Origin of the sequence: Parageobacillus thermantarcticus, from assembly GCF_900111865.1 — a bacterium.
GTDB classification, from domain to species: domain Bacteria; phylum Bacillota; class Bacilli; order Bacillales; family Anoxybacillaceae; genus Parageobacillus; species Parageobacillus thermantarcticus.
Window position 1 is genome coordinate 1 of record NZ_FOJS01000058.1, and the last position, 13281, is coordinate 13281.

General features: G+C 36.8%; 8 protein-coding genes and 4 pseudogenes. 2 read left to right on the plus strand and 10 right to left on the minus strand.

Annotated elements, in window-relative coordinates:
* The 10 genes and pseudogenes from BM278_RS16335 to BM278_RS16385 form a co-directional block, all read right to left on the minus strand.
* Nucleotides 1-183 (minus strand): annotated as a pseudogene (locus BM278_RS16335) (IS701 family transposase); the annotation flags it as partial.
* A 750-nt stretch (nucleotides 184-933) separates the two neighbouring features.
* Nucleotides 934-1680 (minus strand): HIRAN domain-containing protein, encoded by a 747-nt coding sequence (locus BM278_RS16340; protein WP_090951895.1) that lies wholly within the window; start codon nucleotides 1678-1680, stop codon nucleotides 934-936.
* 1 nt (nucleotide 1681) lies between these two features.
* The gene (locus BM278_RS16345) at nucleotides 1682-2554 is read right to left on the minus strand and encodes a HipA domain-containing protein (protein WP_090951898.1); all 873 of its coding nucleotides are present in this window, start codon (nucleotides 2552-2554) and stop codon (nucleotides 1682-1684) included.
* Between the two features lie 132 nt (nucleotides 2555-2686).
* Nucleotides 2687-4123, minus strand: coding sequence for a caspase family protein (locus BM278_RS16350; protein ID WP_090951901.1), 1437 nt, complete (start codon nucleotides 4121-4123; stop codon nucleotides 2687-2689).
* Nucleotides 4124-4334: 211 nt separating this feature from the next.
* Entirely contained in the window at nucleotides 4335-5957 is a 1623-nt protein-coding gene (locus BM278_RS16355; RefSeq protein WP_090951904.1) for a DUF262 domain-containing protein, read from the minus strand.
* Nucleotides 5958-6560: 603 nt separating this feature from the next.
* Nucleotides 6561-6724: pseudogene (locus BM278_RS19775) on the minus strand (YwzD family small protein).
* Nucleotides 6725-6785: 61 nt separating this feature from the next.
* Nucleotides 6786-7756: pseudogene (galE, locus tag BM278_RS16365) on the minus strand (UDP-glucose 4-epimerase GalE).
* A 14-nt stretch (nucleotides 7757-7770) separates the two neighbouring features.
* Nucleotides 7771-8223 (minus strand): annotated as a pseudogene (locus BM278_RS16370) (phospho-sugar mutase); the annotation flags it as partial.
* A 120-nt stretch (nucleotides 8224-8343) separates the two neighbouring features.
* Nucleotides 8344-9534 carry a hypothetical protein gene (locus BM278_RS16375; protein WP_075039174.1) on the minus strand — a complete coding sequence of 397 codons (1191 nt, stop codon included), beginning with the start codon at nucleotides 9532-9534 and terminating at the stop codon, nucleotides 8344-8346.
* Between the two features lie 500 nt (nucleotides 9535-10034).
* The gene (locus BM278_RS16385) at nucleotides 10035-11492 is read right to left on the minus strand and encodes a VPA1262 family N-terminal domain-containing protein (RefSeq protein ID WP_090951910.1); all 1458 of its coding nucleotides are present in this window, start codon (nucleotides 11490-11492) and stop codon (nucleotides 10035-10037) included.
* A 388-nt stretch (nucleotides 11493-11880) separates the two neighbouring features.
* Between BM278_RS16385 and BM278_RS16390 the strand changes: the two genes are divergently transcribed.
* Nucleotides 11881-12978 (plus strand): AAA family ATPase, encoded by a 1098-nt coding sequence (locus BM278_RS16390; protein ID WP_090951912.1) that lies wholly within the window; start codon nucleotides 11881-11883, stop codon nucleotides 12976-12978.
* Nucleotides 12979-13086: 108 nt separating this feature from the next.
* Nucleotides 13087-13281 (plus strand): IS200/IS605 family transposase (tnpA, locus tag BM278_RS16395; RefSeq protein WP_143093478.1); only part of this gene is annotated, 195 nt, incomplete at its 3' end.

Here is a 13281-nt window from a genome sequence, read left to right on the forward strand (position 1 = left end):
CGTGCGGTGGTTCGGATGAAAGCTCCAATGATGAAGATCGGTCAATGTTCCCGCAAATCCTTTGGTGGTCAGCGCATCCACGATATGAACGAGATGCTTCATGACAGGTTTTGAAAAATAAAGTGCCAACCCCAACATCGTGAAAAACTTGTGGATTCCTTGATGATGTGCTAATCTATTCATGAGACATGAACCTCCTTGTGAATAGTTTTGGTGACACATCTATTCTAATCAAGGAATCGGGTTCATGTCTCTTTTTTTGTTTGGTTGTAAATTTATGTTAGCGAATTTGCTCATCTACAGAATGTTAAATATATTCTCCACTGCACTGATTAATTCCTGTTATTATTTAGAAAATTAATACTTCCTGTTTATTACAACCAAATTTTATGGTGATAAGTTATTCCTTTATATACCATATTTTTACCTTAATACATATTTTTTATTTATTCTCAAAAAATGAACGAATTCTTTTCCTATAGGAATTTGTGTTCACCCTATAATGTATTTGAACTTTAAAAACATATGATAAATGGGATATTTGCAAATTTCAAATCACTAATTTTTATACTTATTTTACCAAAAAGAAACTATAAAAACAGCCCATCACTAGAACTTTTCAGTGGAAAACTACTGTGTTTACTGAAAGTTTCGGACATACTATTTCATTCATCCACAATAATATCTACAGGTGAATACCCCACTATTCGACCAAGTTCTCGCCAACTTTTTGCGATGAGGCAACAAGACGCGCCGGGTCGCCCGGGCGGCGGATTCTATGACGGCTTTGCGGCAGTGACTTTTTCACATGTTTCCATCACTTCTTTGGCGGAATAAACCTAAGCCGTTGCCGAGGTTATCAATATCCATGGCAATGACCAAGCCATCCCCGCTAATGTTAAATCTCTGACAAACTCCAGAGCACGACAAGTATTATCCCATAACAGAAGATAATTCATCCAATGTTGTCTCTTGGAAAGAAGGCATTTCGCACTCAAAGGCTACTTTCAGCCACCAATGAGGTGTTGATTTTTCATTCATATACACAACACGAACAGAAGGGTTCACTCCATTTTCTAACAAGGAAAAGATGGCCTTACTATAAAAAGCCGGAACATATCCAAGCTTCTTCCCCCCATGAGTATAAATAGCAACAGCATGAGGGTCATAAGCGTTTGTTGGTTCTTGTACCAATTTCAACGTTTCGTTAATGGCTAGCCATGTTGCCCAATTTTGAGGAAGATTTTGATGGCGCATGCCATGAACAAAAAAGCTGACGCGCAGCTTGCCATCGTCTTCAAGACGCAGTGGCTGCTCAAAAGAATAAGTATCGCTGGCTAACCGCCCACGTGTTTGTTGAAGCAAGTCCATCTTAGTGGAATTCTCATTCAGGCCTAAATCGGACAAAATGGCTTTAAAATCCGCACGATCTGGTGACGGCAATCGGCGTTCAAACGCCGGAAACAATTCCTTTGATCGATAGATTTTAGTTGGATCTGGAAAAGCCGGATGCAGCATATATCCATTATTCAGTGCATCTTTCAGTTTTCCCCGACCAGTGGCATTATAGGTATAAGCAAACTCATAATAGCCATCATAATGGGAAAGAGTTCCTATATGATAAAAAGAACGGTTTTTTGTGTTTTGCCAAACCACTAAAAGTGTATGAACTTTTTTCATGTTATCGATCTCCCTCTTCCACCCATTCCAATATTTTCTTTCTTCGAAAAGGCACTATACTCAATAACCAGTTTTTTTGCGCCTCGCTTAAAATACCTAGTGATTGAATAAAATCAGAATACCTTATTAAATCAAATTCAATCAACTTTTGGATACTTTGATGAAACTCATATGCAAAGTTTTTACTAATATATGTTAACAAGTCTTTAGCTTTGACTTTTTTCTTTTCAAATATACCTGCCTTAACCTTTGTTTTCTCGGTATATTTGTTCATTTCTTGGGGATTCGAAACCATTTGCATGAGCTTTTCATCATCAAATCGAAAACCTAAGGAAGCACCGTTATCATAAATGGGGGAGAATTTTGCTCCTGTTTCGAGAAATAGCAATTGCCAATTAAATGGGTGCCTATCTTGATTGCCAATAAGAATATCAAACAATTGCATATCTATAAATTCTGATTTTATGGCCTTCCAATATGCAAACTTCCTCATTATTTTGAAGCCAGCATCAATAAGTTCCATGTCCTTCAACGAAGATTCTTGGAGCGTCGTATAATCATCTACTAATGCTAATAATAAAACTCCGCCTTCTTCAGCCATTTTTGCATCATATTCTTTTACAAAATTTCGTAGAAGGCACCCCCTTCTACCATTCCTTGTTACAATTTCCACATCCATCATTTCCAAACCAAATATAGCTCCAATTTCAGCGGCAATTAGTTCTGTAATATCCTCCCAAGAAATCCCTTCTTTAAATTGCCGTGGATATTTTATAAGATAATGTATTCCCTCTGGAGATATCAATTCCTCTTTCTCCAATGTACTTTTTCTACCATATCCGACCCGTTCCCACTTACTGACATCTCTCAACAATGCTAATCGTTCCTTTTCGTACAATCTTATATTTAATTTTAACATTAGATGATGAAAGTTATAAGCAACAGTGAAATTTCGACACAACGATGTAAAAATTTGGTCATCTGAAACCAAAAAAGCGCTATATGATTAAATATTTACTGATTCATTGATCTCTATTTTTGTCGATTCCACATTTGCATAATATTTTGGACGATAACCTTGGAGGCACACTTTTTTGATTACCCCATTTTCAACAATAAATGTTAAATCCTCAATCTCTTGTAGTGTCCCAGTTAAAATGAGTTGTTCCACCACTTTTCCGCGGATCTGTTCCATAGTGTATCCTTTTCCTTTCAAAACACGCAAAAGATCCGCAATTACTGGTACCCTTGCGTTAGATGGGTTCATAATCATACTTTCCAGCAATGCAACAGAAAAATCGTGGCGACTAAACTCCTCACCAAATAATATTCTCCTTACTCGCAACAAAGCAATGTCATCTGCAGAAAAAATTTGCCCATTCAAATGGGCAGACATTTCAGGAAAGACAAATGAGCCAGTGTTTCCCAAACTTACTAGCGTTATAGTAACTGTTGTATTCTCCTTTTGGGATTCAACACGAATATTTTTAACCGTAACCATATCGGCAAAATTCCGGACTGAAAAAGCGTATTGACCGTTATTTTGTTGCATCGATTTTAACACTCTTTCCGTTTTTCCATCAGGATTTTTCAATACTAATTCATATGTGCCTGCTTTTAGTTCGCGATATTCGTCATATTCGCAAGTTAGCTCCCCTAACCAAAAATACGATCCTGAAGAATTGACGATTTTCGTTCCAATAGTTGGACTCGTTCCGAAACTTTGACTTTCTCTTTTCACTACTCTCTTTAATAATAACGGTTCCCCTGTGAGGGTACTTTTCATTACAGGTGTCTGATCCTCAAATTCTTCGGCAACTTTTCTGCTTACATAGGAGTACAAATGATATACATCTATCTCACCGTTTGCATTAGCAGCTTCGCCTTCCAATCCTCTGATGAGATAATCCGTAAAGGCACCATGGCCATTTCTGTCCCACGCCTCTTGATTTGACGTACATGCAGCGATTAATACTTTTCCCGATCCTTTCACTTCTAGGCCTCTTACCATTTCGTGTTGTATATTTCTTGCAACAGCACCACTATGACAAGTATCAAAAAACGCCAGTACAGTACCAGCAACAGTATGATCAATCAAATCTCTTACATCCGTCATTTTAATCATGGAATCTTCTGGATGATAAATATCGCCGTCGAAAGGAACAAAATAGCCTTCATTATTATTATGCAAATAGCCGTGACCTGCCCAAAAGAGAAATAATATATCATTTGGTAATGCATCTTCAAAAAATGACGTTAAAACGGAGTACAATATATTCCGCTTTGCAATGTTCCCTTGAAACACCTCTACATTTTCTTTTTTAAAAAACGACGGAGGTTCTAACAGTAATCTTTTGATTTCGCTGACATCATTAACTGTATTAGGAAGAGGGGAAGTATTTAAATATTGGTCTACTGCTATAAGCAAAGCTTTATAAACCATTGTTGATCACCCTATCGTATCAACATCTGAATTTGATTTTTGTATGGCAATAGAGATATGATTACGAACAATCTACAAATTGGAACTGTAACCCAACACCATCACTTTATATTCAGAATCGATTATAAAAATTTGTATTTACGACAACCAATTAACAGTCGGAACTTCATAGACAACAGTAGCTACATTCAAGAAACAACAGACATAATCCCTATTGAATTCCCCAAATTTCCATCGCCTTTTTCACCAGTTTTTCTTGTCTTGAGAGAATCTGATTCTTTGTCCATTCCTTTTCCTCTAATATTTCTTTCGTAAGATCAAACGATACTTTTTTGTTTCGTTTTTCGTAAATTTCCTTTTTACGGTCAAATGAATAGTATTGTGCAGCAGAATTTTTCACACCGCTCAATAAAGTCAAATTTCCAAGCTTATGAACCAATTCTTGATGAACATCAGGCGTGAAACGTTGGATCCAATATTCATCTTTTAGCTTTTGCGGAAGGATGTGCTCCACCGTAATTCGTCCATGGAATTGTTTTACCACGCTCTGATCTTGGCTTTCTTGTTCCAAGCGAAGGAGTATTGCTTTTACAGCAGGAGAATGGTAAATATCCGCACGTATCAATTGTTCAAATTCTTTATTATCCGCATATTTTTTAACCGTTTCAATCAGTTCATCCGCTGAACATCCTTTATTGATCAAATTAATCACTTGATAATAAACCGTATTTCGTTTTGTTTTGCCAAGCCGGCGAACCCAGTTTTGGTACGTGATTTTTTCCATTAATTCAACAAAATCAGCGAATTCCATATCCGGCATCGGTTTATTTAGAAACGCAAGCACAGGAGGTATCCACTCATCATGAGCGACCCGATGGAGGGAAGAGATGAGTTTTTGCGTCTTAAGATGATTATCGAAATCGTTTTCCATAATTTTTTCATAATGATGAGCCGAGCGCAGGAGAAATTCAGCGAAACGAGCGGGAGCTTCTTTATATTCTTCAAGGATCTCATCAAACTCTTGATAAAGAATTTCCTGCTGCTTGTTCCCTTTGATCGAAGTCCGCAAATGGCTTAAGAAATTATCCAGCTGCCGAATGCCAACGATGTTCTCCAGTTCATTCCAACATTCTTCCACTCGGCTTCTCTCAAGAGGCTTGCTTTCACAATATTCAAACAGCCGGTTTTTTAATAAATCCCCGTTGGAAAGAGACATTCCTCTCGCATTTAAGACATTAAAAAGCCGGTAGGCGGAGGTAAAGTTATCGGTGACCACAAAGACAACATATACATGTTCTAAAATATAATTGACCAACCGCCGCAACTCGACTTCGCTGAATTCTGAAACTACTTGTTTGATTTCAAGCATATTGTCATAAAACTTCGCTTGAGTTTCACTCATTTCTTGTGCAGAGCTTATATCTTCCCCCATGAGGATATACTTCTGGAAAAATGCTTGATCTTGCTTTCTGACTATCAGGCGAGGCTGTTCAGGTTCATCCGTATAAGGGTTTACCGGCATAATTCGTTTTTGAATATCCTCTACACTAGAAGGATGCGTGATCAACTGCTTCATAACCGCAAAAATAATATTTAAAGTCGTTAACCGCTGCTGGCCGTCTACGACTTCATAACGGCGGTTGCGTTCTTTTTCAATCGTAATAATCGATCCGATAAAGTATTCAGGGTCATTACGCTGATAAGCTTGGCAAATATCTTCTATCAACTCGCGCGCATGGCTTTTCTCCCAAGAATACGGCCGTTGATAAGGAGGAATTTCATAAATTTTGTTTTCCGTCAGTATCTCGTTGATCTTTTTTTCACTTGCCTCCATTTAGCATCATCTCCCCCAGTAGCCAGATTTACTTTTACACATACATCTATAATACAGATTTTACGTTTTTACAACTCTCCCCTTATTCACACATGTTGACCCCAACCGTATTAATGATTTCTTCTCAAAAACCAATCCATATCATAGTTTTGTAATGATTGAGGAAGAAATTTTATGTAAAAAAGGATTCCTCGTAAGCGAAGATAACAAAAAGCAATCTTGAAGCATCTATGGGGTAGTTATGGAGAAGTTCACCAATGAAATGGATGCAGCGGGTATAGCTAGAAGAGGAAGCAGAGGATCTCTATAACCATGATGCAAAACATAGAGGGAATTCGTAATTTTACATTTCAGAACATATCCGTCGTAAATAAATTCGCACAAACGAATAAAGCAATCCCCCACATGCGTCAATAACCACATTCGCCAAAAGCGCCATCCTCCCCGGTTGAAACGATTCAGTTCCTTCTTCCGTTTTTGAATATAAATCATTTTTCCATCCACTCCAACTCCTCCAGCGACTGGACATCTTGAAGAATGTAGCGGATCGTTTTTTATCGACTTTGGCAGCTGTTGAAACGATGACATACATACCTCCCAATACTACTTATGATGATTCCCTTTAAAAATTGGTTTTAACTGATGAACAAGCTCCCGAACCATGTCTTTCGCGGTCATATTGCGGACAATTCCCCTCGTTGATACGCTTTGATCAATATATGTTTGAAACGCTCGGTTTCTGGTCGCAGATTCTTTTTCTTCGTCACAACAGTCACCTCCAACATAAATAAGCCTCCCGCTGAATTACTTCAACAGGAGGCTTTGAATTTACTTAGTATTTCGGCTATGCCACTTCCACGCGCTTTCGATGATTTGTTCTAATGAATATTCCGCTTTCCAGCCAAGTTCTTCGTAAATTTTTTGCGAGGATGCGACAAGGCGCGCCGGGTCGCCCGGGCGGCGGTCGGTGTATTCAATAACAGCTTTGCGATCGGTCGCTTTTTCACATGTTTCAATCACTTCTTTGACGGAATAGCCTAGACCATTGCCAAGATTGTAAATGGCGGTTTTCTTTTTACCCGCCAACAATGCTTCCAGCGCTAAAATATGCGCCTTCGCTAAATCGGTGACATGGATATAGTCACGAATGCATGTCCCGTCTGGTGTATCATAGTCCGTACCGAAGACGGAAATTTTGTCGCGCTGGCCTAACAAATGCTGCAAGACAAGCGGAATCAAATGCGTTTCCGGGTTATGGTCTTCGCCAATTTCTCCCGACTCGTGCGCCCCAGCCGCGTTAAAGTAGCGAAGGACGACATAGTTCAAACCATACGCAGAAGCAAAATCCGCTAAAATTTGTTCGATCATCAACTTTGAACGGCCGTATGGATTAATTGGATTTGTTGGGCAATCTTCCGTAATCAATTCGACATTCGGAATCCCATACGTCGCCGCGGTTGACGAGAAGATAAAGTTTTTCACATTATATTTCAGCATCGTTTCTAGCAACGTTAATGTAGCGGCAACGTTGTTTTGATAATACTTCAGCGGATTCACCACCGATTCGCCGACTAAGCTGTTCGCCGCAAAATGCATGACGGCTTGAATCGGGTATTTTTCAAAAATCGGTTCAAGGTCCGCTTTGTTCCCTAAATCCCCTTGCACAAACACCGCGCGGTCATCCACTAAATAGCGATGGCCAGTCGATAAGTTATCAGCACGATTACTTGCTCTTTTTCCACTAACTCTTTTACTAAATGACTGCCGATATAACCGGCTCCGCCGACAACGAGAATCATATACAATCCCCCAATTATACATTAACTATTTGATGGACTATAGCCATTACCGCGTTTTCTAATGCGGCAACAAGTTCTTCGCTCTCTTGTAACGATGTTCCTCTCACGCCAAAGTAAAACTTCGCTTTCGGCTCTGTGCCTGATGGGCGCAAACAGAACCATGAACCATTCGCAAGATGATATTTCAAAACATTCGAGCGCGGCAAGTCAATCGTCTGTTCTTCCCCAGTCGCCACGATGGTACGCTTGCTTATTAAATAGTCTTCGATCGCGACAACTTCGACACCGGCGATTTCTTTCGGCGGTTCTTTGCGGAAGGCCGCTAAAATGTTCGCGATTTGCTCGGCGCCGTCTTTTCCTTTTAACGTTAGCGAACGTAATGATTCACGATAGTAACCGTATTTTTCAAAAATCTCTAATAATCCTTCATACAATGTTTTTCCCTTCGCTTTATAATAAGCCGCTACTTACGCGGCAAAAATCGCCGATTGCACCGCCGGACAAGGTCACCATTCAAGTAATCGCGGCATCTTCATGAGATGATGGAAATACAAGTTAAAGGTATTCTTGCAATGAAAAGTCGGTGATTACGATCCACTGGTAGAACAAAAAGGAACGATATCGTCAATAATTTTCGCTTTCCCTTCTTCCTGCAAATATTGTCCATAGCGAACTTGACGATCAAAAGAGCTCAACCAAAGCTGTTCTTTTATACTAGTAATCTGATCCAACAGTTCATTTCTTGTGTCTAGTGACAATAATTGAATAATTTCTCTCACTTCTTCTTTTACACTATTCCATATGTGCGGATTCCCATCGTTTTGAAGCCAATGAAGAAAATATTTAATAAACAACTTCTCCACTTCAATACATTCAAGAATTTTGATAAATTGATGCAACTTGACTAGCTTATACAAGTTGTTTAGTTCTTGTAATTCAAGATGGTATACAACTAGTTCAACATTCGTTTGCTGTAACTCCTCACCAAAAAATTCAGGATAATAATTCTCGACAAACATGTAATTAACCATTAGAAAAATTTTTCGTTCAACCGGGAGCCGCTCAAATATATTAGCAATCTTCTGAATCTCCTCTACAAGTATCTCCTTATTTCCCTCCGTTGATTCCCTCTCATATTTCAAAACATAGTAGGAAAAACGACTCATCAAATAAAACAAGGTCCCATTTGCCTTCAATTCATCATTCGACGTTAACAAAGGAATTAGTTCCTCATAAGAGAAAGACAATTCTGCCCCTGTCATCAAACATAAAAACATCACATTTTGTTTATCCTGCATAAGAAGTTGCCAAAAATGAGATCGATTCACTTCATAGATCAATTTAAGTAAAAGTAAATATCCCGTCATTTCAAATTGATAATCTGGGACAAAGCCACTGAAAAAAGAAACGTACTCATATTTGTTTTTATACCTACCTGCTGATAATTGTGCCTCATATTTAAAATTGGACGATTTCGACGACAAAAAAATTCGCAAACCTGTCCTCATTAAACGATAGCTTTCTTTTTCTTTTACATACCGGGCGACTTCTTTTCTATCGACTTCCTCTGCCGTAAGAATGACAAGCGCTAAATAAAACACTAAGCTATAATGCGGCCATTTTCCTTTAGGAAGCGAAGAAAGTCCAGACTCGAACTCATCTATAAGTTCTTGGTATGTTTTCGAACCTAGCACCTGCTCTAATTTTGGTTTTAGGCTATACCAGCCCTTCTCCCGTTTATTGAAGATAGAGATGATTTCCTCAATTTTCTCTTTCACTATGAACATCCCCAATTCTTTTTAAAATTCTCTCTTAAATAAATATTTTCAAGATGCTACAAGAGCTTATCAATCTCTGAAAACTCATACTCATACAATTCCGAAACCCTCATAACAGAAAACTGTTTATCCTGTCGGTTAAAATCTATGCTATTAAGTGACCCGCCAAGATGAAAATGCTTTACATATGCTTGTATTTGAGTGTCATACAAAAAAAGAAATCGATCATGAACGATAAAACTATATTTAAAAAGATCACAAGTTTCGATAGATCGAAGAGCCATAGGAGGACACTTATTGCTGTTGTAAAACCAAACTATCTTAACTGGATTGAGGAATTTTTTCATAAAATCCAAGAATTCTTCTACCCTAATCTTTTGTTCCGGTTTCCTACCACCGAAATATGGGTCGACAATAATGACTACATATTGTCCATTTTCGGCAAACAAACTCAATTTATTAACAAAATTAATCTTTCACATCTTGATCCTTGTAAGCAATCATTGCAATCCCTCTGATAATACAATATGATTTCGCGAAACAATCTCCTTGTTTAGAATGTCAAACACCTTTTTTCCATCCAGAGGATCCAATTCAATAATCGCTGAATAATTATCTCCAAACGAATTAAAAGAGGTTCCTAACATAAAAGTTTTCAGTGAATACTCATTTATCAAAAATAAAAAACGATCATGGAAATGTTCTTTGGTTCCATAAAAGGTAAAATTTAAGTCAATTTTTCTCTTTTTAAAAAATTCAACTGTATCCTTAATAGCTTCTCTAAACTTTTCAAACTGCTGTCTTGCTACTTCCTCCGAATCAGCTTCAAACACAATATTCTTCTTTAACCGAATATTTTTTCCAAGCACTTTAAGAATATCGTTTATTCGTGCTTTTCCACCTTTTGGTCTATAATCTATAAAATACGGATCATATATCCACATTTCATTAAAGTCATGTAATCCTGCAATTTCACCAAAGATTTCTAAAGCCCTTTCATATTGCCCTTTCGTTATAAATTCAAACCGACGTCCTTGTGTTAGTCGACGAGTTAAAAGTTTTTCCTGATAAAAATATGAGTTCAATTGCTCCAAATGTTTTTCTCCTATTACAATAGGCTGGTAAGCAACTTTTTTTAACGTAATCGTCTTGTTTGATAGTTGTAAAGGTACTTCGACTTGTCTTGATATAACCCCCATATTAATGTGGATCGATTTAATAAATGATAAATCGTAATAAGCGTATACAAGCCGATTGTTAGAATATAATTCAATATCTACTGTATTCCAGTCTCGATTTGATTCAAGCAAATGATGCTGTTGAATCGATATCAGCTTTGTATCCACCACTATATGATTTAACTTAAACTTAGCTATACAAGTAATCTCTCCATAATCATTTCGTAAAATGGTAAGGTGAAGATTACGTTCATTTTCTTTAGATAAAGTTTTTTCAATCTCGATTTTCGTTGGTGTAAAGACAAGGACATTGTTCAAGGTGTAGGGAGATTTTCGAAGATTAAAGCCGGACCACTTTTGAAGAAAGTCGCTTATTTCATTAAAAAGCTGCGAGTTAGTACTCAGCATCTCTTGAATCCAACTCTTCTCTTCAGTAATAAATTCCTTATAATCACAACATAAAGTTCCATATGGATTTTTATCGTGTTGTGATGGCAAAAATCCTTCTACTAGAAAATCATAGGAAATGACTTCAGAGTCAAGATTATCAATCCAAGATTCATGAAATACGATGGTTCCGGAGGATAACTTTTCTTCATGGTGAATCGTTCGATGGCGTGGATAATCATCAAATCCATCGTGATAAATCCGCATAATTTCTTGATCATTATAGAAAAATTGCTGCTTTATCAAAAAATGGCACCTCTCTTGTTTAACGATATCTGCTATAGGCAGTTTAGCTGAAGAATAAATGTTTCTAGAAAGTTTGACTTGAAACAAATGTTTGTACTATCCTTACGTTAAACATACCACCTTTTTACTTACTTAGGCAATTATTTAAATGCATCTATAGCACTATTGCCAAGGGTATAAATAACACTTTTCTCCGACTATGAATAACAACGCACATATCCTAATATCATGAAGCGTCTTTCTTGACTTACCAGACCGATAACAGTAACTTTCAATGAGTCAACTTCACATTTTTGATTAAGCCCCAAAACGCCTAGAGACAGGCACTTGGTTAATTCATTGAAAAGATAAAATATGCTTATTCGTCCTCATCCTATGAACGCTTACACCACATTTGGTTCATTGTTTTCTAAAATTAACTTATTGGCTATAATTTATAAATATAAGTGAGATTACTTTAGGAGTTGAATAAACAATGCATAGAATTACGATTGAAAATTTCGGTCCTATCACCTCATTTGATGAGAAAATTGCTGATTTAACCATTCTAATCGGACCACAAGCAAGCGGAAAAAGTACAATAAGCAAATTAATTTTTTTCTTTCGTTCCATCCCTGATGAATTGATTAAATATTTACTTTCGAATGAAAAAATGGATAAAAGCAAAAATAACCCTTTTTTTGAATTTAATAAGGAGCTAAGATACAAATTTGTAGGTTATTTTGGAACCACGAAACATATGAAACCGTTTAATATTAAATATGAATACAGTACTGACAAATCGATTAGGTTATACCTAGAAAATGGATACGTACAAATCAATTTTAGCGAAAACTTAAAAAAGGAGATTTTTGATATTTTCCAAAAAGTGAGAAATCTAAAAAAAGAAATACAAAATCAAGAAAAATCGTTTATCGATTCTTGGGATGTATCGTACTGGAAAGCCAATCAAAAAAGCTTGTTAGAAAAAACAAGAAGTGCCATCTATTCCGCTTTTGAAGATTCTAAAACAGCGATATTTATTCCCGCAGGTCGAAGCTTAGTTGCAACCTTATCCGATCAGCTACAGGATATTAATCCTAGACAACTTGATTTATTAACAGAAGGATTTATCGATCGTATTAATTTATTAAAGAAAAACTTCTCTCAATCATTTGAGGAGATTATTCAAGATAGAAAAAAATTCTCTGTTGAAAAAATCGATTTCGAGTCCATCAATTTAGCAATCAACATTATTCAACAAATTATGAAAGGTAAATATGTATTTTCAGATAACGGCGAAAAAATCTTTTTTAACGACAAAGAATACACAAAATTGAAATTTTCTTCCTCTGGTCAACAGGAAGTAGTATGGATCTTACTATTAATTTTCACAGTTATTTTAGAACGATTAAATGTATTTATGGTTATTGAGGAGCCTGAAGCACATTTATATCCAACCGCTCAAAAAGAAATGGTGGCTCTTTTCTCTCTCTTATTGAATTCATCGAACAATACCCTAGTTATTACAACTCATAGTCCTTATATTTTATCAGCATTTAACATCTTTCCGAAAGAAGTCTCCCACTTCTAAACGAAGTGAAAGTGGGAGATGAATTTCGGTTAGGTATAGCCTAAAATTGTCTCTTTTTTGTGTGTTATGATATAATCAGTTTTAGAAAAATGAAAGGCTGTTGTATCAATGAAATTAGACAATAATAACCATTCAGTGTTCCTATTGTATTATCATCTTGTGCTGGTTGTAAAATATCGCAGACAAGTGATTGATGATACCATATCTGACTATGCAAAAGATATGTTTGTGAGATTGGGTAAAAATTACAATATTTCCTTGGTCGAATGGAATCACGATATGGACCATGTGCATATTTTGTTC

What these genes read in the sequence shown, in the direction of transcription:
- BM278_RS16340 (WP_090951895.1), bottom strand. Translation starts at nt 1,680, where the DNA reads ATGAAAAAAGTTCATACACTTTTAGTGGTTTGGCAAAACACAAAAAAC.
- BM278_RS16350 (WP_090951901.1), bottom strand. Translation starts at nt 4,123, where the DNA reads ATGGTTTATAAAGCTTTGCTTATAGCAGTAGACCAATATTTAAATACT.
- BM278_RS16355 (WP_090951904.1), bottom strand. Translation starts at nt 5,957, where the DNA reads ATGGAGGCAAGTGAAAAAAAGATCAACGAGATACTGACGGAAAACAAA.
- BM278_RS16390 (WP_090951912.1), top strand. Translation starts at nt 11,881, where the DNA reads ATGCATAGAATTACGATTGAAAATTTCGGTCCTATCACCTCATTTGAT.